Annotated in this window: 23 protein-coding genes and 1 pseudogene; 7 read left to right on the top strand and 17 right to left on the bottom strand. The window is 66.8% G+C overall.

Translation table 11 applies throughout. The features are described 5' to 3' along the window. The first annotated feature begins 10 nt into the window (after positions 1–10). Positions 11–1,432, top strand: coding sequence for a short-chain fatty acid transporter (locus AR540_RS07225; RefSeq protein WP_059227361.1), 1,422 nt, complete (start codon positions 11–13; stop codon positions 1,430–1,432). Positions 1,433–1,488: 56 nt separating this feature from the next. Here AR540_RS07225 and AR540_RS07220 read toward each other — a convergent pair whose 3' ends face one another. From AR540_RS07220 to AR540_RS07195, 6 genes are all read right to left on the bottom strand, one after another. Then, entirely contained in the window at positions 1,489–1,713 is a 225-nt protein-coding gene (locus AR540_RS07220; protein WP_017641840.1) for a hypothetical protein, read from the bottom strand. Positions 1,714–1,845: 132 nt separating this feature from the next. After that, entirely contained in the window at positions 1,846–2,598 is a 753-nt protein-coding gene (locus tag AR540_RS07215; protein ID WP_059227359.1) for a TerC family protein, read from the bottom strand. Positions 2,599–2,711: 113 nt separating this feature from the next. Continuing rightward, positions 2,712–3,527, bottom strand: a complete 816-nt coding sequence (locus AR540_RS07210) for a quaternary amine ABC transporter ATP-binding protein (RefSeq protein ID WP_059227357.1) — start codon at positions 3,525–3,527, stop codon at positions 2,712–2,714. Beyond that, complete coding sequence (locus tag AR540_RS07205; RefSeq protein WP_059227355.1) at positions 3,524–4,375, bottom strand: ABC transporter permease; 852 nt, start codon at positions 4,373–4,375, stop codon at positions 3,524–3,526. The genes AR540_RS07210 and AR540_RS07205 overlap by 4 nt, the downstream gene beginning before the upstream one ends. 1 nt (position 4,376) lies before the next feature. Next, complete coding sequence (locus tag AR540_RS07200; protein ID WP_059227352.1) at positions 4,377–5,336, bottom strand: ABC transporter substrate-binding protein; 960 nt, start codon at positions 5,334–5,336, stop codon at positions 4,377–4,379. An 87-nt stretch (positions 5,337–5,423) separates the two neighbouring features. Continuing rightward, on the bottom strand, positions 5,424–6,101 hold the full coding sequence (locus AR540_RS07195) for a class I SAM-dependent methyltransferase (protein WP_059227351.1): 678 nt from the start codon (positions 6,099–6,101) through the stop codon (positions 5,424–5,426). Positions 6,102–6,247: 146 nt separating this feature from the next. Between AR540_RS07195 and AR540_RS07190 the strand changes: the two genes are divergently transcribed. Next, positions 6,248–7,084 carry an MBL fold metallo-hydrolase gene (locus AR540_RS07190; protein ID WP_059227349.1) on the top strand — a complete coding sequence of 279 codons (837 nt, stop codon included), beginning with the start codon at positions 6,248–6,250 and terminating at the stop codon, positions 7,082–7,084. Positions 7,085–7,496: 412 nt separating this feature from the next. Here the strand turns inward: AR540_RS07190 and AR540_RS07185 are convergent, their stop codons facing one another. From AR540_RS07185 to hpxO, 3 genes are all read right to left on the bottom strand, one after another. After that, entirely contained in the window at positions 7,497–8,279 is a 783-nt protein-coding gene (locus AR540_RS07185) for a phosphate/phosphite/phosphonate ABC transporter substrate-binding protein (RefSeq protein ID WP_059227346.1), read from the bottom strand. Positions 8,280–8,324: 45 nt separating this feature from the next. Next, positions 8,325–9,341 (bottom strand): ABC transporter substrate-binding protein, encoded by a 1,017-nt coding sequence (locus AR540_RS07180; protein ID WP_059227344.1) that lies wholly within the window; start codon positions 9,339–9,341, stop codon positions 8,325–8,327. 89 nt (positions 9,342–9,430) lie between these two features. Beyond that, on the bottom strand, positions 9,431–10,588 hold the full coding sequence (gene hpxO / locus AR540_RS07175) for an FAD-dependent urate hydroxylase HpxO (protein WP_059227342.1): 1,158 nt from the start codon (positions 10,586–10,588) through the stop codon (positions 9,431–9,433). A gap of 296 nt (positions 10,589–10,884) precedes the next feature. On the opposite strand from hpxO, the gene AR540_RS07170 reads away from it, so the two are divergent. Further along, complete coding sequence (locus AR540_RS07170; RefSeq protein ID WP_059227340.1) at positions 10,885–11,478, top strand: Yip1 family protein; 594 nt, start codon at positions 10,885–10,887, stop codon at positions 11,476–11,478. A 297-nt stretch (positions 11,479–11,775) separates the two neighbouring features. On the opposite strand, the gene AR540_RS07165 is transcribed toward AR540_RS07170, so the two are convergent. Beyond that, positions 11,776–12,576 (bottom strand): DODA-type extradiol aromatic ring-opening family dioxygenase, encoded by an 801-nt coding sequence (locus AR540_RS07165; RefSeq protein ID WP_059227338.1) that lies wholly within the window; start codon positions 12,574–12,576, stop codon positions 11,776–11,778. A 25-nt stretch (positions 12,577–12,601) separates the two neighbouring features. After that, positions 12,602–13,009 (bottom strand): DoxX family protein, encoded by a 408-nt coding sequence (locus AR540_RS07160; protein WP_059227336.1) that lies wholly within the window; start codon positions 13,007–13,009, stop codon positions 12,602–12,604. Positions 13,010–13,111: 102 nt separating this feature from the next. Between AR540_RS07160 and AR540_RS07155 the strand changes: the two genes are divergently transcribed. From AR540_RS07155 to AR540_RS07145, 3 genes are all read left to right on the top strand, one after another. Then, positions 13,112–14,020, top strand: a complete 909-nt coding sequence (locus AR540_RS07155) for a LysR family transcriptional regulator (protein ID WP_059227335.1) — start codon at positions 13,112–13,114, stop codon at positions 14,018–14,020. Between the two features lie 106 nt (positions 14,021–14,126). Further along, positions 14,127–14,498 carry a YkgJ family cysteine cluster protein gene (locus AR540_RS07150; protein ID WP_059227333.1) on the top strand — a complete coding sequence of 124 codons (372 nt, stop codon included), beginning with the start codon at positions 14,127–14,129 and terminating at the stop codon, positions 14,496–14,498. Positions 14,499–14,752: 254 nt separating this feature from the next. After that, entirely contained in the window at positions 14,753–15,025 is a 273-nt protein-coding gene (locus AR540_RS07145; RefSeq protein WP_007159052.1) for an HU family DNA-binding protein, read from the top strand. A gap of 185 nt (positions 15,026–15,210) precedes the next feature. On the opposite strand, the gene AR540_RS07140 is transcribed toward AR540_RS07145, so the two are convergent. The 4 genes and pseudogenes from AR540_RS07140 to lpxO form a co-directional block, all read right to left on the bottom strand. After that, positions 15,211–18,285 (bottom strand): error-prone DNA polymerase, encoded by a 3,075-nt coding sequence (locus AR540_RS07140; protein WP_059227332.1) that lies wholly within the window; start codon positions 18,283–18,285, stop codon positions 15,211–15,213. Further along, positions 18,282–19,692 (bottom strand): annotated as a pseudogene (locus AR540_RS07135) (Y-family DNA polymerase). Before AR540_RS07135 ends, AR540_RS07140 begins: the two are co-directional and overlap by 4 nt. A 7-nt stretch (positions 19,693–19,699) precedes the next feature. Further along, positions 19,700–20,314, bottom strand: coding sequence for a translesion DNA synthesis-associated protein ImuA (imuA, locus tag AR540_RS07130; RefSeq protein WP_059227330.1), 615 nt, complete (start codon positions 20,312–20,314; stop codon positions 19,700–19,702). A gap of 131 nt (positions 20,315–20,445) precedes the next feature. Beyond that, a complete protein-coding gene (gene lpxO / locus AR540_RS07125; protein ID WP_059227328.1) occupies positions 20,446–21,345 on the bottom strand; it encodes a lipid A hydroxylase LpxO in 900 nt (299 codons plus the stop codon). Positions 21,346–21,523: 178 nt separating this feature from the next. On the opposite strand from lpxO, the gene AR540_RS07120 reads away from it, so the two are divergent. Next, positions 21,524–22,006, top strand: coding sequence for a DUF4124 domain-containing protein (locus tag AR540_RS07120; RefSeq protein WP_059227326.1), 483 nt, complete (start codon positions 21,524–21,526; stop codon positions 22,004–22,006). Between the two features lie 23 nt (positions 22,007–22,029). Here AR540_RS07120 and AR540_RS07115 read toward each other — a convergent pair whose 3' ends face one another. Together AR540_RS07115 and AR540_RS07110 are read right to left on the bottom strand one after the other, a co-directional pair. Next, positions 22,030–22,974, bottom strand: coding sequence for a SphA family protein (locus tag AR540_RS07115; RefSeq protein ID WP_059227324.1), 945 nt, complete (start codon positions 22,972–22,974; stop codon positions 22,030–22,032). A gap of 71 nt (positions 22,975–23,045) precedes the next feature. Then, positions 23,046–23,813, bottom strand: coding sequence for a coniferyl-alcohol dehydrogenase (locus AR540_RS07110; RefSeq protein WP_059227322.1), 768 nt, complete (start codon positions 23,811–23,813; stop codon positions 23,046–23,048). Positions 23,814–24,039 lie beyond the last annotated feature (226 nt).

Below are 24,039 nucleotides of genomic sequence, written 5' to 3'. Positions count from 1 at the left end.
AGGATCTCCCATGACCACCACCCCCTCCCGCGATTCGCGCAGCGCGCGCTTCGCCCTGGCCTGTTCCAACTGGGCCGAGCGCTGGTTTCCCGATTCCTGGGTGTTCGCCGTGCTCGCCGTGGCCGTGGTGGCCCTGGCCGCCCTCGGCATGGGCGCACCGGCCACCACCACGGCCAAGGCCTTCGGCGACGGTTTCTGGAGCCTGATTCCCTTCACCATGCAGATGGCCTTCGTGGTCATCGGCGGCTACGTGGTCGCCAGCTCCGGCCCGGCGGGGCGACTGATCGAACGCCTGGCGCAGGTGCCCCGTACCGGCCGTGGTGCGGTGTGCTGGGTGGCCCTGGTGGCCATGCTCGCCTCCCTGCTCAACTGGGGACTGAGCCTGGTGTTCGGCGGCCTGCTGGTGCGCGCCCTGGCCCGCCGCGAAGAACTCAAGATGGACTACCGCGCCGCCGGTGCCGCCGCCTACCTGGGCCTGGGCGCGGTCTGGGCGCTGGGACTGTCGTCTTCGGCGGCGCAACTGCAGGCCAACCCGGCCAGCCTGCCGCCGTCGATCCTCGCCATCACCGGAGTGATCCCCTTCAGCCAGACGCTATTCCTCTGGCAGTCCGGCGTCCTGCTGCTGGTGCTGCTGGTGGTCTCGGCGGTGATCGCCTACGTTACCGCGCCCGGGCCGGACAGCGCCCGGGATGCCCGCGCCTGCGGCGTCGACGTCTCCCCGGCGCCCAAGCCTGCGGCCAAGCCGACCCGTCCGGGCGAATGGCTGGAATACAGCCCGATCCTGATCGTGCTGCTGGTGCTATTGGCCGCAGGCTGGCTGGTGCAGGAATTCGCCAGCAAGCCGGCCATCGAGGCCATCTCCGGGCTGAACACCTACAACCTGCTGTTCATCACCCTGGGCGCCCTGCTGCACTGGCGGCCGCGGCATTTCCTCGACGCCGTGGCCCGCGCGGTGCCGGCGACCACCGGGGTGCTGATCCAGTTTCCGCTGTACGGCTCCATTGCCGCCATCCTGACCAAGGTCAACGGTACCGATGGCCAGACCCTGGCGCACCATATTGCGGCGTTCTTCACCCAGATCGCCACCCACGACACCTTCGCCCTGCTGATGGGCGTCTACTCGGCGCTGCTGGGGTTCTTCATTCCCTCGGGCGGGGGCAAGTGGATCATCGAGGCGCCCTATGTGATGCAGGTGGCCAACGACCTGCAGTATCACCTGGGCTGGGCCGTGCAGATCTACAACGCCGCCGAGGCACTGCCGAATCTGATCAATCCCTTCTACATGCTGCCGCTGCTGGGCGTGCTGGGGCTGAAGGCGCGCGATCTGGTCGGCTTTTCCTTCGTGCAGCTGCTGGTCCATGCACCTTTGGTGCTGGTCCTGCTGTGGCTGTTGGGGGGAACGTTGGCGTATCTGCCGCCGGTACACCCGTAGCTCGGGTGGGGCGCAGAAGGTAAGGCGAGAGGGGTAAAGCGGAAGCCGGCTGAATCTCAGCCGGCGATGGCCAGGCGGGTACTGTCGATGATGGCCTGCAGGCGGCTCGGGCTGCTGTATTCGTCGCGATAGATCCGGCGGGTGTGCTTGGCCACGCCATGCTCGTTGACGACGATGAAGGAAAAACCCCGCTTGCTGGGGGCGTCGATGACGCAGCTCATCGGCGCGAAAGCGGCGCTGAGGGCATGCATGGCGTTCTGGGCTTGGGCTTGTATGTTCATGACTTCAGTTGTAAACCTCGCGTGTGACGCTGCTATGACAAGGGTCTCGACCGATAGTGCCTAGTCCTTGAATTAATTGTTAGCAATAGACGTGCCGGAATGTAACAAGGCCTTCCGGCACGTCTCGATTTCCTACTTGCCAGCGTCCTGCTTACGGCGCTTGGCCCGCCGCGACAGCATGTTCAGGCCCTCGATCAGCGCCGAGAAGGCCATGGCCGCGTAGATGTAGCCCTTGGGCACATGGGCACCGAAGCCTTCAGCGATCAGGGTCATGCCGATCATGATCAGGAATCCCAGCGCCAGCATCACGACGGTGGGATTCCTGTCGATGAAGATGGCCAGGGGGTCGGCCGCCAGCAACATGACGGTCACCGCCACCACCACCGCGATCACCATCACCGGCAGGTGCTCGGTCATGCCTACCGCGGTGATGATGCTGTCCACCGAGAACACCAGGTCCAGCAGGAGGATCTGCACGATGGCCGAGCCAAAGCTCAGGGTAGCCACCTCGCCGCCCTTACTGAGGGCGCTGTCGGGCTCGGGATCGACGTTGTGGTGGATCTCCTTGGTCGCCTTCCACAAGAGGAACAGGCCACCGGCGATGAGGATGATGTCCTTCCAGGAGAAGCTCTTGCCGAACACCTCGATGACGGGTTCGGTAAGCTGGACGATCCAGGCCACGGTACCGAGCAGCCCCAGGCGCATGACCAGCGCCAGGCCGATGCCGATACGGCGGGCCTTCTGCTGTTGGTGGGCGGGCAGCTTGTTGGTGAGGATGGAGATGAAGATCAGGTTGTCGATGCCGAGCACCACTTCCATCACGATCAGGGTGGCCAGGGCGATCCAGACGGTGGGATCGGCGGCGAGCTGTAGCAGGTAGTCCATTGCGGCGCGGTTCCAGTAGTAGAGAAAAGGCCCAACGCGAGGTCAGGCCGCAGGTCTCACCATCAGAGCGCGTCTCTCGTGAAATGCTCGTGAAGGCCTCTAGCCTAATTGTTTCAAACTGTCGCAGCGCTGCGTCGCTGGACGAAGCGTGCCACATAGTCATCGGCCGGCTGGCCGAGGATGTCCCCGGGGGTACCCACCTGCACCAGACGCCCATCGCGCAGGATAGCGATGCGGTTGCCCAGGCGCAGGGCCTCGTCCAGGTCATGGGTGATGAAGACGATGGTCTTGTGCAGGCGCTGCTGCAATTCCAACAGCTGGTCCTGCATCTCGGCTCGGATCAGGGGATCGAGGGCGGAAAAGGCCTCGTCCATCAGAATGATCTCGGTGTCCGCCGCCAGGGCCCGCGCCAGGCCGACGCGCTGGCGCATGCCCCCGGAGAGCTGGTGCGGCCACTTGCGCTCGTAGCCGGCCAGACCCACTACCTCCAGCCAGTGCAGCGCCCGTTCGCGGCAGACCGCCTTGGGCTCGCCCCTCACCTTGAGCCCGTAGGCGACGTTGTCCAGCACCCGCCGATGCGGCAGCAGGCCGAAACTCTGGAACACCATGCTGATGCGCTGGCGGCGCAGCTCGCGCAGCGCCGGCAGGGGTAGTTGGAGAATATCCTGGCCATCGATGAGGATGCGCCCGCTGCTGGGGTCGATCAGCCGGTTCAGGTGGCGCACCAGGGTCGACTTGCCCGACCCGGAGAGGCCCATGATGACGAAGATCTCGCCCTCGGCGATCTCCAGTGACAGATCGTCCACGCCCACCACGCAACCCGTGCGGGCGAGGATAGCGGCCTTGTCGCGTCCCTCGCGAAGCAAGGCCAGGGCCGCCTGCTGGCGCTTGCCGAAGATCTTGGAGACCCGCTCGACGACGATCTTCATCGCTCCACCTCATGGCGCTGGCGACCATAGGCCTGGGTGATGCGGTCGATGACCACGGCGAGGATGACGATGGCCAGCCCCGCTTGCAGGCCCTTGCCCACGTCCAGGGTCTGGATGCCCACCAGCACCTCTTCGCCCAGGCCGCGGGCGCCGATCATGGAGGCGATCACCACCATGGACAGTGCCATCATGGTGGTCTGGTTGATACCGGCCATGATGCTCGGCAGGGCTAGCGGCAGCTGCACGCCGAACAGCTGCTGCCAGCGACTGGCACCGAAGGCGTTGACCGCTTCCATGACCTCGCGGTCGACCTGGCGGATGCCCAGGTCGGTGAGGCGAATCAGCGGTGGCGCGGCATAGATCACCGTGGCGAAGATCGCCGGCACCTTGCCCAGGCCGAACAGCATCAGCACCGGGATCAGGTACACGAAGCTGGGCATGGTCTGCATGATGTCCAGCAGTGGCATCAGCACCAGGCGCAGCCGGGCGCTGCGGGCGCAGAGGATACCCAGGGGCACGCCGATGACCACGGCGATGGCGGTGGCCACCAGCACCAAGGCCAGGGTCTGCATCAGCTTGTCCCATAGCCCCAGGGCGCCAACCAGGAACAAAAGGCCGGTGATCGCCAGGGTCGGCAGCACCCGGCGGGTGGCATGGCCGGCGAGGGCCGCGACGATCAGCAGGATGGCCCACCAGGGCGTGCCGCGCAGCAGCCCTTCGAGCCAGACGATGGCCTGTAGCAGGGTGTCGGAGATGGCGCGGAAGACATCGCCATACCGGGTCACCAGCCAGTCGACGCCGCGATTCACCGCATCGGCGAAGGAAAAGGTCAGGCTTTCGGGGAACATCCTAGAGCGCCGCCTGGATCTTGCTGCGCGCCCCGGCGTCGGTCACCCACGCTTGCCACAGCTCGGGATGGGCCTTGAGCAGCGCCTTGGCGGTAGCGGGTGCGTCCTGCTTGGCCTCGGCCTGCTCGGCCAGGGTGCGGTTGAGCAGCTCGATGGGCACGTTGACCCGGCTCAGCACGGCGACCAGTTCGGGGGCGCCATCGTGGAAGGGCTTGGAGAGGCCGGCCTGCACCTGGATGCGTTTTTCTTCGCCGTCGCGGGGCTTGAGCTGGACCATATCCACCCGGCCCAGCAGCGGCGTCGGCGACCAGTAGTAGGTGAGGATCGGCTGCTTGCGCTTGGTGGCTGAGACGATGGCCGCATCCAGCGCCGGGCCGGTGCCGGGGCGGAAGTTGGTGTATTTGTCGCTCAGGCCATAGCTCTGCAGCATCTGGGTGTTTTCCAGCTCGCAGGTCCAGCCGGCCGGACAGTTGTAGAAGCGGCCCTTGCCCGGCTCTTCCGGATCGCGGAACAGCGCGGCGTACTGGCCCAGGTCGGCGATGGTCTTGAGCTTGGGCGCCTTGGCGCCCTCGCCTTCCACCAGATAGCGCGGCACGTACCAGCCTTCGGTGGCGCCTTCGATGGGCGCGCCCACGCCGACCACCTTGCCGGCGGCGGCAGCTTTGTTCCAGGCCTCGCTGCGACCGATCCACTCCTCGGCGAACACCTGGATGTCGTCGTTGGCCAGCGCCTGTTCCAGGGTGATGGAGTTACCGGGGATGCTGTCGATCTTGCAGTCGTAGCCGTGCTGCAGGACGAAGCCCATCAGTTCGGTGAGCAGCATGCCGCTCTCCCAGTTCACCCCGGCGAACTTCACCGGCTTGCTGGCACACCAGTCGGCAGCATGGGCGGAGCCGGCGGCGAGCAGGCCGAGGGACAGGCCAGCGGCCAGGAGGGAACGGCGGGTAAAGGCTGGGGGCATGGAGAACTCCGTCTGCACTGGGCGGGCCAGGGCGGCAGGGCCGGTCCGCTGGCGATCCTAGCTTGGTCAGCGCAGCGGGCCCAGGGTTCAGCTCAAGGGCAGAGGACGACCCTCGACCGGTTCACGGGCGCTGAACAAGGCTACCCGGCCCACCTGGCGCAACTCGACCTGGGCGAAGTGCTTGCGCAGCTCGCCTTCGAGATCCGCCAGGCTGTCACCGGCGTTGCCGAAGATGCCCTTACGGTTGTAGAGGGCCATCAGGCGCCTGCCGAAGCCATTGTGCCCGGCGGCATCGCCCAGAATGGTGGCGCCGAACAGCACGCCGCCGGGGGCCAAGCCGGTTGCCAGTTGCGCGAAGACGCGCCCCTTCTGCGCCAGGCTGCCCGGCAGGCAGTGCAGCAGATAGAACAGGGCGATGGAGTCGAAGGGGCCAACGGTGGCGGGCAGCGGCTCCAGCACATCGTGGCGCAGGACCTGGGCGGGACGGCCAAGGCGCTGGCGGGCCGCAGCGAGACTGGCAGGGTTGAGATCCAGCAAGGTGACCTCGCTGTCTGCCGCCAGCTCCGCCTTGGCCAGGTAGTAGCCCGTGCCCACGCCCACCTCGAGATGACGCCGGCCGACGTGCTGGCGAAAGAACGGCAGCAGTACCTCGGCGGTCGGGCAGCCCCAGGCATAGCGATTGGAAATCCCCAGCACCCAGGCGTCGTAGAGGCGCAGGGTCAGCGGCGAATAGACGGCGGCGCCCGCCTGGCTGTCGTTATCCAAGAGTCGTGCTCCGGTCGATTGATCGTCGCCACCCTAGGCCTGCCCAAACCTCCTGGCAAGCCTTGACGTACGCGCGGACGACCGCTGCGCTCGAACTTTGCCGGTGCTTGCCTCTTCTACCGGAGGACACCCTCGCGGAGCCGATCATGCGTATCCATCACCTCAACTGCGGCTGCATGTGTCCCCTGGGCGGGGCGTTGTACGACGGTTTCAGCCGTGGACTCGCCGCCCACCTCGCCTGCCATTGCCTGCTGGTGGAAACCGACCAGTCCGGCCTGGTGCTGGTGGACACCGGCTTCGGCGAAGTCGATCTCAAGGAACGTGGGCGGCGGCTGAGTCCCTTCTTCCGGCTGATGAACCGCATCCAGTACGATCCCGAACTCAGTGCCCTGGCGCAGCTCCGCCGACTGGGCTTTCGGCCCGGCGATGTGCGCCACATCGTGCTGACCCACCTGGATTTCGATCACGCCGGCGGGCTGGACGACTTTCCCCAGGCCCAGGTCCATGTACTGCAGCGCGAATGGGAGGCCCAGCGGCAGCGCCACGGCTTCATCGGCCAGCGACGCTACAGCCCGAGGCAGTGGCAAGGCATCCGCCACTGGCAGTTCCATGAACCCCGGGGCGAGGCCTGGCAGGGCTTCGCCAGCGTGCGCGACCTGCCTGGCCTGCCGCCGGAAATCCTGATGATCCCGCTGCCCGGCCATACCCCGGGTCATGCCGGGATCGCCATCCAGCACGAGGGCGGCTGGTTGCTGCACGCGGGCGACGCCTACTTCTACCGTGGCGAGATGGGCCGCCCCGAACGCCACTGCACGCCGGGCCTGAGGTTCTATCAACGGCTGATGGAAACCGACCGAGCCAGCCGTCTGGAGAACCAGGCCCGGCTACGCGAGCTCTCCCTGCGCCAGGATCTGGGGCTGACGCTGTTCTGCAGTCATGATCTGGTGGAGTTGCGGCGGTTGCAGGAGGGGGCGCGGGTGTAGGTTGGATGCGTGCGGACCGACCGCGGTACAAGTACCTAATCGCGGCCATGGGCCGCTCCTACAGGGGGTGATGCTTTTGTAGGAGCGGCCCATGGCCGCGATAGTCCAGACCAGAGCGGTCGCTAGGGCGCACCGACATGGCCGCGATAAGACAGTTGCTCCTACAGTTCGGTTGAATGTAGGAGCAACTGCCTTAGCGTTATAGGGGGACATCAGTTGTGGAGCCGCAGCGTGGGAAATGGCGCAGCTGTTTCCGCTGGGGACTTCGTGGCAGGGGGCGCTCCTCCCCCCAACCCTCTCCCAAGGGGAGAGGGAGTAATCCGCGCAGGCGTTCATCTCCATTAGCCCCGGCAAGATCGCGGTCAGCCAGTGTGCCTACGTCCGTAGGAGCGGCCCATGGCCGCGATAGGTCTTATGCAATCACCGGATAACCTTTTTCCACCGCCTCTCGCCGCCAGTCCAGCAGCGGCAGGTAGGTCGCCTCGTCCACCGCCGTGACACCGTCGATGGCGAGAATGCTGGCCAGCTCGGGGTCAGCCGCGAGGCTAGCATTCAAGGCCGTCCGCAAGGCGTCCACTTCCGCCTCGGAGCGACTGGCCGCGGTGATGAAGGGCAGTGTCGGGCTCGGTCGGGTACGTTGCAACAGACGTAGGCCGGCGACGCGCCCGGGCTCGGCGCGTTGTAGATAGCCATAGGTCACGGCATCCACCGCGGCTACATCGGCATGCCCCTGCTGCAACAGCGCCAGGCTGTTGGCGTGGCTCTCGCTGACGATCACCTCGCCGAAGAAGCGTCCCCGCTCGGCCAGGGGTGCCACGGCGTGGCGCAACAGATTCATGCCGGTGTTGGAGTCCAGGCCGTTGAGGGCGACGCGCTTGCCGCGCAGGTCGGCCAGGCTCTGCACCTCCAGCGTTTCCGGCACCAGGATGAAAGCGCAGTGCTCGGCCTCGGCACAGCCTTCGAAGATATAGCGCGGCGCGGCGACCAGACAGACCTGACCGCGCAGGCGGGTCGCCCAGGGATAGCCGCAGGTCTGGGCCAGCAACAGCTCTGGATGAGTCCAGAGCGCCGGCAGTTCTTCCGGCGCCGGTTCGAGGGTCGCCCCCAGGCGTCGCGCCACGGCGTCGGTCAGCTGGCGATAGGCGTCGCGTACCTCGACAGGCTCGACGTACATGGTAAGGGCGGCGACGGTCATGGGCGGCTCCAACGCGGAAAACCGCCATTATCCCTCATGCGGCCCTCAGAGCGCCGCCTTCACCCGCGCGGCATTGTCCGCCGGCAGCCAGGTCGTCCAGACTTCCGGATGCTCCTTGAGGAAGCGCTTGGCCACGACCTGGGCGTCTTCGCGCTTCTCGGCCATGCCGGCAAGGATGCCGTTGAACTGGTCGAGGGGGAATTCGACCTTCTCGAACAGCGCCACCAGGGCCGGGGCCTTGTCGTGCAGGTCGCGGGAGACGCCGATGGTGATCTTGGCCGGTAGCGAACGCGAGGGCAACGGATTGGGATTCTTCGGGTCCGAGAGGGTTTCCCAGGCTTTCTCGCTGAAGGGCGGCTCTTCCAGCTGGACCAGCTTGTAGCGGCCCATCAGCGGCGTCGGCGACCAATAGTAGAAGAGCACCGGCTCGCCACGGCGCATGGCGGTGGCGATGGCGGCGTCCAGCGCAGGACCGGTACCGGTGCGGAAGTTGGTGTAGCTGTCGGTCAGCTTATAGGCCTTGAGCTTCTGGCTATTGACGATCTCGCAGGTCCAGCCGGTGGGGCAGTTGAGGAAGCGGCCCTTGCCCGGCTCCTCCGGGTCACGGAACAACTCCTTGTAGCGCGGCAGATCGGCCACGCTCTTGAGGTCCGGCGCCTTGGCCGCGATGCCGCGGGCAGGATCGCCCTTGACCAGGTATTCCGGTACCCACCAGCCCTCGGTGGCGCCCTTGACCGTCTCGCCCACGGCGAACACCTTGCCGGCCTTTTCCGCCGCCCGCCAGGCCGGGCTGCGCCCGGCCCACTGCTCGCCGGTGACCTGGATGTCGTTCTGCGCCAGGGCGTTCTCCAGGGTCACGGTGTTGCCCGGCACGCTGTCGGTCTGGCAGCCATAGCCCTTCTCCACCAGCAACCGCAGCACCTCGGTGGTGAACATGCCGCTCTCCCAGTTGGGACCGGCGAACTTCACCGTCTGCGGATAGGGACAGCCGCCCTCGGCGGCAAAAGCCAGCGGGGCGAGGGCGAAGGAGCTGGCGAGGGTCAGGGCGAGACGCAGGCGCATGGGCGATTCTCCAACGATGTCTGGGGCGACGAGGACGTGGGCCTTTCGACCCCCGCCGCCGTCAATCGTCACGCCGTGCATCCGCTATTTCACAGCGGACCGCCATCGGCCGTCTTGCGCAGGCCGGCGATCACGGTTTCACCGGTTTCCCGGGCCAGTTCGGCATACCAGGCCTGGGTCGCTTCGGGATCGTGGCCATGGGTGATCTCGCAGCGCTTGCGGGCCCGCTCGACGATGCCGGCGGCCCGCTCCAGCCGGGCCTTCTCGTAGGCCTGCAGGGCTGCCAGCGGCTCGGCCTCGGCTTCCAGGCAGCGCGCCAGCACCCAGGCGTCCTCCATGGCCTGGCAACCGCCCTGCCCCAGGTCCGGCGCCATGGCGTGGGCCGAATCACCCAGCAGCGCCACCCGGCCGCGGACGAGCTTAGCCAAGGGCCGGGTATCGTGGATCTCCACCCGGGCGACGCCCTGGGGATCCAGCCGCTCGATGAGCCGTTGCACCGGTGGCGCCCAGCCGGCGAAGTGTTCGGCCAATTCCGCGCGGTAACGCGCGCGGTCGTTGGGCGTGCCCTTGGGCAGGGGCACGTCGAAGAAGAAATAGAATTCGTCACCGCCCATGGGCATCAGCGAAACGCGCTGGTGATCGCCGACGAATTGCGCCCATTCGTGGGCATCGGCCAGATCAGGCGCGATCCGCACCCGGCCGTTCCAGTTGACGTAGCCACAGTAGTCGCGGGTGATCGCCTGCCCCACGACGCGATCCCGCAAGCGCGAGTGGGTACCGTCGGCAGCGATCAACAGGTCGGCGCGCTCCTGGCGGCCGTCGCTGAGCCGGACCGTCACCCCCTGCTCGTCCTGCTCGAAGTCTTCGCAGCCAACGCCGAGGGTCACCCACTCCATACCCACGGCGTCGAGCAGCAGTTGCTGCAGATGCGCCCGGGCGATGGGCCGTGCCGGCAGGCCGACCGCCTCGTAGAGCGGCAGCAGGCTGAAGCGCGTGAGCAACTGGCCCTGATGGTCGTGATAACTCATGGTGCGCATGTCGCCGCTCACGGCGGCGATGGCCGACCCCAGGCCCAGGCGTTCGAGTACCCGCACACCATTGGGCCAGATGGAAATGGCCGCGCCGATGGGGGCCAGTTCGCTGGCGCGCTCGTAGAGGCGTACCCGATGGCCGGCCTGGCGCAGTGCCAGGGCAGCGGAAAGACCGCCCATGCCGGCGCCGGCGATGATGATGTCGAAGGAAGGCATGGCGGCTCTCATGTGGAGGTAACAGTACTTTTGAACAAGCAAAATCCTGACCAACTGGTCAAGTATCGCTTTCTGGCCCGCTCTCGTCCGTTGTCGAGGCGGAAATTGCACCGAGCTGGTGCTGCGACGACCACTGGTCGCTTCGTTTCGACGCAGCCTGCCCTTCGTCGGCTCGCATGACGCATTCCAGAGCTTTTCTATACTCATAAGAGTGTCGCCAGATGCATTCCAGCTTTAGCGTTCGCCATCCCATGAAGGCCCGCTGCCGGCGACCACGGCGGGTGAGGAGCAGAATCATGATCAATCATGTCTGGGGCCTGCTGGCCCATCCCGATCGCGAGTGGCAACAGATTCGTCGTGAGGGGGAAACCGTCGGGCACTTCTTCGCCCACCATGTCGCCTTCCTGGCGGCCATTCCCGTGGTGGCGTCCCTGGTGGGTACCACTACCTTCGGCTGGCGTTTCGGCGGTGGCGAGGCCCATGTGCTGGATCTGCCCACTGCCGTGGTCCTGGCGGTGATCAGCTACGCGCTGATCATGGCCGCCGTGGTGGCCATGGGTCATGTGATCCACTGGCTGGCACGGCGCTATCCGGATCGGCCCAGCGCCAACCGCTGCATCCTCTTCGCCGGCTACGTGGCCACACCCATGCTGCTCAGCGGCCTGGTGGGCTTCTATCCGCTGGTGTGGCTGTGCGCCATGGCCGGGATCGTCGGCCTCGCCTACTCGGCGTACCTGCTCTATACCGGCATTCCCGGCTTCCTCAACATCGATCAGCGGGAAGGCTTCATCATGTCGGGTTCGACCCTGGCCATCGGGGTGCTGGTGCTCGAGGTACTGATGGCGACCACGGTGCTGATGTGGGGCTATGGGCCGGGACTGTTCGGCTGATGAAGTGAGCCGCCACTGAAGGCCCGAATGCGAAAAGGCCAGGTCGGTCACCGACCTGGCCTTTTGCCTATCAATGTCTCAACGCCTGTGCAAAGACTGCTGCGCGTCGGCCAAACTGCGTTAAAAGTGACCTGGAAGGCCAGCCCCACCTGGGCGGCCCCGTCGCCATGCTCGTTTACCCCTCGTAAACCCGAGCGCGGGTCCGATCCGCTTTCTCAGCTCTTAGATTCGCTGGCGCTCACCCTGCGGGCCAGCCGTTGGCTGTTACTCCCGTTGGTCGTTGCGCCTGGTTTGGCTCTAGCTCGCGAGACATTGAACAGGCTCTCGACGAGAGAAGCCGTAGACATCCATCGCCAGGACACGATGGGCGATGCCATCGTGGTGAATCCTGAATTCACCCTCGGCCGCCGCGGCGCCCAGGGCGACGAACAGCGGTAACAGGTGCTCGTCGGTAGGATGGGCCTGGCGGGCATGGGGTGCCCGCCGACGATAGTCCAGCAATGCCTCCAGATCGCGCTCGCGCAGCCGCTCCTGGATCCAGGCCTGGAATGCCGTGACGTAGTCGGGCGCGTCAGAGCCGCCACGGCGGAAGTCACCCAGGTTGTGGGTCAGGCTACCCGAACCGATCAGCAGGGTATCCGCTGGCAACAGCGGCGCCAGGGCCTGGCCCAGGGCGAAGTGGTAGTCCGGCCCGCGATCGGCGCTCATCGACAGGGGCACCACGGGAATCCGGGCGTCCGGATAGAGATAGCGCAGCGGCACCCAGGCGCCGTGATCCAACCCCTGCTCCGCGGTACGTGCTTCCCAACCCTGTTCGCGCAGCCCCTGCGCCAGGGTTTCGGCCAGCGCCGGCGCACCGGGCGCCGGGTAGCTCAGGCGGTAGAGCGCCTCGGGAAAGCCATAGAAGTCGTGGACGGTGGCGGGGCGTTCGGCGGTGCCGAACACCGGCACCGGGGTGTCGAAGTGCGCCGAGACCACCACGATGGCCGCCGGTGTCGGCAGGGTCTGGCCGAGGAGGCGCCAGGCCTGCCCTGCCGCACCTGCATCGAGCGCCTCCATGGGCGAGCCGTGGGAGATGAACAGCGTGGGAAGCGACATGGCGGTTACCTCGGCGACAGGGTGATCAGGCGTGCTTGCGGGCATCCCAGGACAGGTGGCCGGCACCCAGCAAGGCCAGGGCAGCGGCAGTCACGGCGAGAAACACTGGGTATTCCCAGCCACCATTGGGATTGGTGAACGACCAGCCATTGCCGAAATGCACGGTGGAGGCGACGAACAACTGGACGGCGGCCACCGCCGCGACGGGGCGCACCCAGGCGCCGAGGATCAGCAGCACGCCAGCGGCCAGCTCGAAGAAGGTGACCGGATAGGCGAGCCAGCCGGGGAAGCCCACCGAAGCGAAGAAACCCGCCGTGCCCGGCAGGGTGAAGACCAGCAACTTGGTCAGGCCGTGGGCGAGGAACATGACGCCCAAGGCGAGGCGCAGCAGGAGGGCGGCATAGGGAGCGGTAGAGGCAGTGGGTGCGGTCATGGCAAGGTCTCGCGGGAGGAAGGATGGATTCATTCTCCTGTTTCCAGAGCGCGAATAAAGTAGCAAGCTGCGAATGGACTGTGCACGCAATGGAAACAATACATGGACATCCTTCGCGCCTTGCAGGCCTTCGTGAAGATCGTCGAACTCGGCAGCCTGACCGCTGCCGCCGAGCGCCTGGAGCTGTCGCGCTCGGCACTGACCAAGCACCTGGCCGCCCTGGAACGCCACTACGGCACGCGGCTACTGCAGCGCACCACCCGTACCCTGAGCCTGACCGAAGCCGGACGCACGCTCCACGAGGGCATAGTGCCGCTGCTGGGCGATCTCGAGGCGCTGGAACATCGCCTGCAGGAAGGCCACGAGCGACCACGGGGACGCCTCCGGGTCAGTGCCCCCCTCACCTTCGGGGTGCGTCACCTCGCGCCGCTGGTGAGCAGCTTCTTGCACGAATACCCGGACGTGGCCATCGATCTGGAGCTGAGCGATCGCCAGGTCCGGCTGGTCGAGGAAGGCTTCGATCTCGCCGTGCGCATCGGCGACCTGAGCGACTCCAGCCTGGTGGCGCAACCGTTGGGCGCGGTGGAGCTGCATGTCTGCGCCGCGCCCGCCTATCTGCAACGTCATGGACGACCGGACCAGCCGAGCGATCTCGGCCAGCATCGCTGCCTGCTCTACAGCTACGCCAGCGACGGTGACACCTGGCTGTTCCAGCGCGGCGAGGAGCTTTTGCAGGTGAAGGTCGCCGGACACCTGCGAGCCAACAATGGCAGCGTCCTGCATCGGGCGGCGCTGGACGGGCACGGCATCATCCGCCAGCCGGACTTCCTGGTGGACGAGGACATCGCCGCCGGCCGCCTGGAACGGCTGTTCGCCGCCTGGCACACCCAGGCCATCACCATTCACGCGGTGTATCCGCATCGTCGCCTGGTGCCGGCCAAGGTCAGGGTGTTCATTGCCTGGCTGCAGCGACATCTGGTCGCATCAGGACATGGCGAAACACTGCCGTAGGTCGGCGCCGAACGGTCGTTGCCTGGGGCTTCGCAGCCTGCGGGCGCTTGCCTAGAATCAGCCCCTGTCCCGCCGGCACCGCCGGTTTCTGCGATGGCCTTCGTGCATGTCGACCGAGAATCCTTGCCTTAGCTGTGGTGCCTGCTGCGCCCATTTCCGCGTGTCTTTCTATTGGGGCGAATGCCAGTCGGCAGGCGGCCTGGTGCCCGATAACCTGACGGTGGCCGTGTCCCCGCACCTGGCGGCGATGCTGGGTACCGAGCAGAAACCCACGCGCTGCGCGGCTTTGCTGGGCGAGATCGGCTGCGGCACGCGCTGCACCATCTACGAAAATCGCTCCAGTACCTGCCGTGAATTCACCGCGGCCTGGGAAAACGGCGCGCCCAATCCACACTGCGATGCGGCCCGCGCGGCCTATGGCCTGCCGCCCCTGACACCACCCTTGCAGCCCCATCTTTCCCCGGACCGAGTCGCCTAAAGGAAACCAAACGGTCCTCGACGCTGCCCAAAAAGATGACGGCTGGGCTGTAAAGCTTGGAAAATGCAGTACGGATCAGGTTTTCATGCCCCTGCTTGATCGAATACCCTATCGTTCTTTCGTCCGCTATGCGTATCCTGTAGCGCCGAACAACAAGGCTGCTTCAACCGGCCACGTAGAGGCCCACAAAGGCTCTACGCAAGGCAAAGCTGCCGCTATACTGCCTGGCCAATACTCACACATGGAGTTTTTACATGAATAAAGCTGAGCTGATCGACGCCATTGCCGCGTCTGCCGACCTGCCCAAGGCCACCGCTGCCAAAGCCCTGGACGCCTTCACCACCGCGGTGACCGACGCCCTGAAGCAAGGCGACAGCGTTAGCCTGGTCGGTTTCGGAACTTTCGCAGTGAAAGAGCGCGCTGCTCGCGAAGGCCGCAACCCGCAGACCGGTGCCACCATCAAGATCGCCGCTGCCAAGCTGCCCGGCTTCAAGCCCGGCAAAGGCCTGAAAGACGCCGTCAGCTAAGACTGCGTGGTCGATTCTTGTCTTCCGGGCGCTCTCGGGCGCTCTGGAAGACAGTCCCTCCGCAAGTCCGCAAGTCCGCAAGTCCGCAAGTCCGCAAGAATATAGTCTCCCCGCGATACACCCTCCGCGCCACCTACCCCAGCCCCTCTCCTTCGTTCGCCGCTGCTTCGCTAATGGCTGTTTCACTAGTGAAAGTCCCGACTCGATACCAAAAGCTCGTCGAGCAGGGGACTCAGATCGGTCAGCCGACCGGCGATCAGGTGCTGTACCCCCGCCTCTCGTTCCAGATGCCCTTCGACCTGTAGCAACCGTGCCTGCAATAAAGGCCGCCGCTGCTGTTCACCTACCGCGCGCCAGACCACCACATTGAGCATGCCGTGCTCGTCTTCCAGGGTGACGAAGATCACGCCGCTGGCCGTGCCAGGTCGCTGTCGGCCACGCACCAGCCCCGCCACCCGCACCAGGCTGCCGGGCGAAATGTCCGCCAACTGACTGAAATCCCGGCAGCGACGTGTTTGGAGTTCGCCGCGCAGCAGGGCCAAGGGATGGGGTCCCAGGGTGGTGCCCAGGGTGCGGTAGTCGGCATGGACCTCCTCGGCGACGCTGGGTGCGGGCAAGGCCGGGCGCTCTTCCATCGCGCTGCTGGCCGCCTCGAACAGTGGCAGTTGCTGCTCCACCCCAGCCACGGCCCAACGCGCCTGATGCCGATCACCGACGAGATCCGTCAGGGCACCGGCGTCGGCCAGTTGCCCACGTGCCCGGGCATCCAGGTCCGCCCGTCGACAGAGTTCTTCCACATCGCGAAAGGGTTGCGCGCCGCGCACGGCGACCAGGCGTCGCCCGACCGCTTCCGCCAGCCCCTGCACCAGGCGCAGCCCCAGTCGGATCGCCGGCTGCTGGCCAGCGCCCGCCTCCAGCCGGCAATCCCAGTCGCTGGTCTGTACCGCCACGGGACGCACCTCGATGCCATGGCGCCGGGCGTCCTGGAGCACCTGGTCGGGACTGTAGAAGCCCATCGGCCAGCTGTTGACCAGGGCGCAGGCGAAGGCGGCCGGCTCATGGCACTTGAGCCAGGAACTGGCATAGGTCAGCAGGGCGAAACTGGCGGCGTGGGACTCGGGAAAGCCGTAGCTGCCAAAGCCCTTGATCTGTTCGAAGAGGCGCGCGGCGAATTCCGGGCGATAGCCACGGGCGACCATGCGGTCGTGCAGGCGCTGGCGATGGGGTTCGAGGCCACCATGGCGTTTCCAGGCGGCCATGGAGCGCCGCAACTGATCGGCTTCGCCTGGCGTGTATTCGGCGGCGATCATGGCGATCTGCATCACCTGCTCCTGGAACAGGGGCACTCCCAGGGTGCGCTCCAGTGCGGGGCGCAGTTCGTCATGGGGATAGTCCGCCTCCTCTTCCTTGTTACGGCGCCGCAGATAGGGATGCACCATGTCGCCCTGGATGGGGCCGGGACGCACGATGGCCACCTCGATCACCAGGTCGTAGAGCGTCCTGGGCCTGAGGCGCGGCAGCATGGCCATCTGGGCGCGGGACTCGATCTGGAACACCCCGACCGTATCGGCGCGGGAGATCATGGCGTAGGTGGGCGCATCTTCCTGGGGCAGGCTGGCCAGCGTCCAGCGCTGGCCGCGCCAGTCGGCGACCAGGTCGAAACAACGGCGCAGGGCACTGAGCATGCCCAGGGCGAGGATGTCCACCTTGAGCAGGCCCACGGCGTCGAGGTCGTCCTTGTCCCACTGGATCAGGGTACGCTCGGCCATGGCGGCGTTCTCCACCGGTACCAAGGTCGCCAGGGGCGCTGCGGAGATGACGAAGCCGCCGGGATGCTGGGAAAGGTGCCGGGGGAAGCCGATCAACTGGCCGGCGAGGATGAGCACCCGCTGCAGCAGCGGGCTGTCCGGATCGAAGCCGGCTTCGCGCAGCCGCGGCGGACCTGGGATCTCGTCGGTCCAGCGCCCGGCACAGCCGGACAGGGCATTGAGCTGGTCGAGCGGCAGGCCCAGGGCCTTACCCACGTCTCTCAGGGCCCCCGCGGCGTGATAGGTGCTGACCACCGCGGTGAGTGCGGCCCGCTCGCGACCATAGCGGCGGAAGACGTACTGGATGACCTCTTCACGGCGTTCGTGCTCGAAGTCGACGTCGATGTCCGGCGGTTCGTCGCGCTCGCGGGAGATGAAGCGCTCGAACAGCAGGTTGCCGGTGAGGGGATTCAGTTCGGTGATGCCCAGGACGTAACAGACCACCGAATTGGCCGCCGAGCCGCGGCCCTGGCAGAGGATATGCTGGCGGCGGGCATAGGCGACGATGTCGTGCACGGTGAGAAAGTAGTTCTCGTAGCCCTTCTCGGCGATCAGCGCCAACTCCAGGGCTACCTGCCGGGCGACCTTGTCCGGCACGCCGTCCGGCCAGCGCCAGGCCAGGCCCCGACGGGTCAGCTCCGCCAGCCAGGTACGGGCCGTCTGACCGGCGGGTATCACCTCCTGGGGATACTGGTAACGCAGTTCACCCAGGTCGAAGCGGCAGCGCGCGGCGATCTTCAAGGTTTCGGTGCGCAAGGCGGCGGGATAGAGCTCTGCGAGCGCCGCCAGCGGTCGCAGGTGACGCTCGCCATTGGGATACAGCCGATAGCCGGCCTCGGCCACCGGCAGATGATGGCGGATGGCGGTGAGCACGTCCTGCAGGGCGCGGCGACCGCGGCTGTGCATGTGTACGTCGCCGCAGGCTACCAACGGCAGCCCCAGGCGTTCGCCCAGCGCCTGGAGGTACGCCAGCCGGGCGGTGTCGTCGACCGAGCGCAGCATTTCAACGCCGATCCAGAGGCGCTCGGGAAAGCGACCCTGGAGCCAGGCGCCCTCCTCGACCGAGGGATTGCCCGCGGGCAGCCAGATCGCCAGTAATCCCGGCAGCGCCTGGTCTAGATCCTTGCGGCTCAGCCGATAACGCCCCTTGGGCGCCCGGCGCCGTGCCTGGGTAATCAGGGCGCAGAGCCTTTCGTATCCTGGCAGATCCTCCACCAGCAGTACCAGACGCAGGCCATCGTCCAGGGTCAGCTCGCTGCCGACGATGAGCGGCAGACCCAGGTCGTGGGCGGCCTGCCAGGCACGGACGATACCGCTCAGGGTGCATTCGTCGGTGATGGCCAGCGCCTCATAGCCCAGGACCTTGGCCCGCTCGAACAACTCGCGAGCGCTGGAGGCACCACGCTGGAAACTGAAGTTCGACAGGCAGTGCAGCTCGGCATAGCCGCTCATGCGAACCAGCCCTGGATCCACCAGGGCGTCTCCTCGCCGTAGTGGCGGAAGGCCCAGGCCTGGCGCCCATCGGTCACCTCGATGCGATAGTAGTCGCGGCGCTGATCGCCACCGTCCCACCAGCCACTCTCTATGCGTTCGGGACCGCTGAGGATGCGTCTGGGCTGGCCGTCGAGGGCACGCGGCTCGTGCAGCAGCCATCCCGGGCGCGGGCCGGGCAGTGCGCCCTCCGGCGGGCGCTCGGGCCGCCAGACCAGGGCGCGCTCGGGCCGGTGATCCGCCTGGATGCCGAGGCCGAGCACCGCCTCTTCACCCAGGCGTGCGCGCAGGCGCTCGCGCAGCACCTCCCAGCCCACCGCCTGGGCCGGGCGCTCGTCGAACAGCCCGTGGCGCTCGGGGACGAAGACCGGCAGTTCCTCGCTCTCCAGGCGCAGCGCCAGCACCGGTGCCACCACCTGCAACTGTTCCAGGCGACCCCGGGCGAATTCGAACAGCAGGGCCGCCTCGCGCTCGGGAGCCAGCAGCCCGACCGTGAGCGCGGTGGCCGGCCCCTGGCGATGCTCCAGCCAGAGCAGGAAGCGCTGCACGCCGCGATCACGACTGGCCAGCCAGGCGGCCAAATCGGCGGTGAGGCGGCGCAGGGGGAACAGCAGCGCCTGGTGCGACTCCACCTCGAAGTTGAGTTCCACCCGCGCCAGGAAGCGAGCGGGCGGGCGATAGCTGTCCAGCGCCAGGCTACGCTGGCCGTGCAGCAGGTCGAGTTGCTGCAGCAACTCGGGGGCGAAGCGCCGGGCCAGCTCGGCTCTTGGCAATGCCAGCAGTTGCGCCAGCCGGCGGATACCCATGCGCGCCAGGGCCTGGGCTTGCTGGGGGGGCGAGGCCGGCACGCTCCACCGGCAGGCGAGCGAGCAGCGCCGGCAGGTCGTCCAGGGAGGCGACCAGGCCATCGGCGACGTTGGTCAGCATCCGCGCCGCCACCGGATTCGGCGCCAGGGCCAGGCGATGGCGAAAACCCAGGGCCTGGAGCTCCTGGCGCAGGCGCCGCTCCAGGCGCGGCCAGGGCCCCAGCAACGGCAGGCTGGATTGCACCTCCAGCAGCAAGGCCCGCGGATAGTGGCGGCTCACCTGGGAACTGAAGCCGTAGCCCCAGGCAGCCAGCAGCGTCTCGGCGCTTTCGATGAGTGCCGGATCGTGCAGTTGCTGTTCGAAGTCGCGGGTCAGTGCCTGGGCAGCGGCCAGGGTCTGGCCGGGGCGCAGCCCCAGGGCCCGGGCGGCCGGATTGACCGCCTGCAACAGGCGCCGCTGGGGCGGGCCGGAGAGTAGTACCAGCGGCCGCTCCGGGTCCGGATGACGGCGCAGCACGGCATCGAGCGCCAGCTGTGGAAAGAGGATGCAGGCCCAGCGCATGGCCGCCTCAAGCGCCGTCGGCCAGGCTGAGGACGCCCGGCTGGCCGCCCCGGCACTTGAGGACGTGCACCCGCTCCAGGGGTGCCCGCAGTTGCAGGCGCAGGGCGGCGGGCGAAGGATTCTCCTGCGCGCCGGCCGGACGCAGGGCGAAGGCCAGGGTACGACCGCTCTCGGCGGCGACCTGCAGCCGCCGCAACTGGCGATCGTCGGCGCGTTCGGGCCAGCAGAGCACCGCGCCGAAGCAACCGGAACGCAGACACTGTTCAGCGGCCCACAGCACCTCGGCGCCCTTGGCGCGGACCACCACCAGGGCCTCCAGGGCGACGCCGGCCGCCTGCCAGGCCAGCGGATAGGGCGACAGCGGTGGACCGATCAGGGCGATGCGTTCGGCAGCCTGGCTCAGGCGGGCCAGGGTCGGCCAGAGCAGTTGCAACTCCCCCTGGCCAGGTCCGGCGAGCAGCAGTTCGGTGAGGGCCGCATCCGGCCAGCCCGCACCGGGCAGATGGGCATCGAGCGCCGCGACGCCCGTGGGCTGCTGGCTGCGCCGCGCCTCGGCGCTGGCCTGCCCCTTCCACAGCCGTCGCTCCTCGAACAGCCGGGCCAGGCTGGCGCCGCCGTTCATGCCACCGAACTCGCAAGGGTGTTGTCCATGGCCAATGCCTCTATCTGTATATTTATACAGTATTAGTATTGGCGGGGGACCTGCCCGAGGTCAAGTCGAACCGGCGAGTCGGCGGACGAACGTTCTCCGGTTCAGATCCAGAGGATCACGCCGACCAGGGCCGCCAGCAGCAGCCACTGCTCCAGATAGTAGCGAAAACGGTTGCGCTTCTTCAGTGCCTTGCCGCGCTGGCGGATACGATGGAGGTACTTGAACGCACGATTGAGGCCACCGGTCCTATCGCCGGCCTCGTTGGGCGAGGCGGCCGAGGCCAGCAAGGTACTGCTGACCCAGCGATTGAAGGCGTCGGCCCAGCGATAGCGCAACGGCCGCTCCACGTCGCAGAACAGGATGATGCGATCCCGCTCGGTGCCGTTCTCGGCGTAGTGGATGAAGGTTTCATCGAATACCACCGCCTGGCCATCGCGCCAGTGATAGCGCTGGCCATCCACCTCGATGAAGCAGCGCGGATCGTTGGGAGTCACCAGGCCCAGGTGATAGCGCAGCGAACCGCCATAGGGATCGCGATGCCGGACCAGCCGGGAACCGGGCGGCAGCTCGGCGAACATGGCGGCCTTGACCGTACCCAGACCCCTGAGCAGTTCGGTGGTCCGCGGGCAGAGCTGCATGGCGGAAGGATGGCTATCGCCGTACCACTTCAGGTAGAAGCGCTTCCAGCCACTCTTGAAGAAGGAATTGAAGCCGGCGTCGTTGGGCTCGGCGGATTTCTTGATCTGGCCGGCGCGCAGCAGAGTCAGGGCTTCGTCGCGGATGAGCTGCCAGTTGTCTTGCAGCACCTGGAGTTCAGGAAAACGCTCCACCTCGTGATAGGGCGCATTGGGCACCCGCGAGGTGAGGAACATGAAGGCATTGAGCGGTGCCAGGAAGGTGGAATGGTCACCGAGCTGGCGCAGGAAGGGATGGCGCACTCGTCCGCGGAAGTGCACCAGCAGCACGCAAAGGATGAACACGCCGATGACGAACCACTTCACGGGCCGTTGCCTCAGGACATCTGTATCGGGATGTTATACGCCGCACGCCCCGCCGAGCCTAGTCCTACAGTCAGACCTTTTCCTGAACGGCCGCTGACCAAGCCGCCGCGACGCTGGGAGGCCAATCGGCCATCTTGTATCCTCGAGGTGACAATTCTGGTACCCGGGGTGCCTCATCATGCGTTCGCTGCTGTTTGGACTGCTGCTCGCCAGTGGCGCTGTGGCGGCCCAGGACGTCTACAAATGCGTGGACGACCAGGGCCGCACGACCTATACCCAGAGCGCCTGCCCGGCCGCCAGCCAGGTCACCACCATCCCGCTGCAGAGTCTGCCCGACAGCAACGGTTTCACCCCGCCACCGCGCCAGGCGGTGGCACCGGCCCCGACGGCACCCCAGCAGATCACCGTGGTACCGGCGCCAGCTCCCAGTCGCCAGCGTCCGGTGGACGACATCACCATCGTGGGCGGTTCCTCTTCCTCCCGCAGCAGCCAGCAGACCGAGGTGCGCGGCCCGGGCGTCATCTATCAGCCCTACCCGGTCTATATCGATCGCCGGCCGCGCAACGAAACCTGGCACATGGTGCCGCATCCGCAGGCGCCCCGGCCGCCCGCCCCACCGCCTTCGCCACCGCTGCCGAACGGCATCCCGATCGACCGCTGAGTGCGGCGCGACCGGGCGCTCGGCTACAGCTTGTGCAGGAAGTTGACGACGAACTTATGCCCCTCGGTGCGGTTCTCGGCGTCCTGTTCGAAGTAGCTGTTGAAGGTGATCAGGTTCTGCTTGGAAAAGGCGTAGGTGAAACCCGGCCCCCAGGCCCAGACCTTTTCGCGGCGACCGCTCACGTCATGGCCATCCACCTGGGTATCGGTGATCTGCCTGAGCCAATAGCCGCTCAGGCCGAGGCTGAGCCGGTCGTTCAGCGCGTACTGGGTGGCGAAGTTAGCATGCAGCGCCTGTCCGGCCTGGGTATCGGAGACATCGCCGAAGCTGCGCAGCGGCTGGTCGTTCTTGCCGTTCCACAGGTACCAGAAGCGCCCGGTGACCGACCACTGGGGCGTCAGCCAGTAGGTGGTGGCGTAATAGGGATTGAAGGACCAGAAGTTGCTGCCCGGATTGATCGCCCGGTCGCGATCGTAGCGCCCGGTGGGAGCGACGACCTCGGCTTCGATGCGTTGCGCCCAGCGCGGACCTCCATCGGGTCGGGTGGTGGTGGGCAGTTGCAGGAAGACGCCCAGGGTCAGGTCCCCTACCCCTTCGCGGGCATCGAGGGCCTGGCCGCCGAGGCCATCGTCGACATCGGCATGAGCCAGCCAGGGCAGGATGGCGGTGAAGCCCGGCATGGCGCCGTTGGCCAGCGGCTGGCCTAGGTAGATGATCTGGCTGACCGGGGCGAAGGTGGTCAGCTCCTGCTTGGGCAAGGGCAGCTTGCGGCCGTCCTGGTCGTTGAAGCGACTGGTCTTGCCGTAGATCAGGTACTCCTCCCAGTACCAGCCGGGACCGTCCGGTGCCGGGGCACCGTCGTAGAAACTGGTGGAGCCGAGGTTGAGACTGGGCAGGTCGTAGGCCTGGGCCAGACTGGAGCCGAGGCTGGCCGCAGCCAGCAGACTGAAGCGAAGCGAGGTGCGCATGACGTCATCCTTGGATTGTTCTTGTTGTGGGAAAACGCAATCCCGCGCCCGGGCGGGCGCGGGATTGCGGGTCAGACGTAGCTGGCGGCCAGGCCGCCATCCACCGGCAGGTTGGCGCCGTTGATCCAGCGTGAGGCATCGCTGCAGAGGAAGGCGATCACCGCGGCCACCTCGTCGGCCAGCGCCGGACGCAGCATGCGCTGGCTGTCGCGGGCGACCCGTTCCTCGCCGAGCATGCTGACGAAGTCGCCGAGGATGGGGGTGAACACCGGGCCCGGCGCCACGCAATTCAGGCGTACGCCGAATTCGCGGAGCCAGCTCTGGGACTGGACGAAGCTCCAGACGATGAGCGCCTCCTTGAAATACTGGTAGCAGGTCGCCTGCTCGACCGGATGAGCCTCCAGCCAGGCCTGGGCCGCGGCGAAGTCGTGGATGTGCGCCAGTTCGCGATGCCGCTCCAGACGCTGCGGCCATTGCGCGCCGAGGATGGAGGCGACGTTGACGATGGCGCCGCCCTGCCCCAGCCGCGCGACCAGTTGCCGACTGAGCAGGCGCAGGCCGAGATAGTTGACCCGCGCCACGGTTGCCGCCGGTGCCGTACCCGGCACCCCGGCGATGTTGCAGAGGCCGTGCAGGCGCTCCGGCAAGCGGCTGACCAGGGTGGCGATGCTGTCCGGATCGCCCAGGTCGGCCTGGTGGAAGGCATCCAGGCTGAGCTGGGGTTGGTTGCGGTCGACACCGATCACGGTGGCGCCTTGGAAGCGCGCCAGGCGCGCCAGTTCGGCACCGATACCGGAGGCTACGCCAGTGATCACCAGGGTCTTGCCATTCAGGGTCATGGGACTTTCCTCTTGTTGTTATTGGGGGTGGAAAAAGGGGCTTGGAGCCTGTTCAAAGGCTCGCGAGCTAGAGCCAAACAAGGCGCAACGACCAACGGCTGGCCCGCAGGGTGAGCGCCAGCGAATCAAGGGGCTGAGGAAGCGGATCGGACTCGCGCTCGGGGTCACGAGTGGTAAATGAGCATTCCGATGGGGCCACCCTGGCCGGGCTGGCGACCCAGGTCAT

Origin of the sequence: Pseudomonas sp. EpS/L25, from assembly GCF_001512295.1 — a bacterium.
Classification (GTDB): Bacteria; Pseudomonadota; Gammaproteobacteria; order Pseudomonadales; family Pseudomonadaceae; genus Chryseomonas.
The sequence above is the reverse complement of the archived record's forward strand: the minus strand, read 5'-3'. Positions and strand labels throughout refer to the sequence as shown.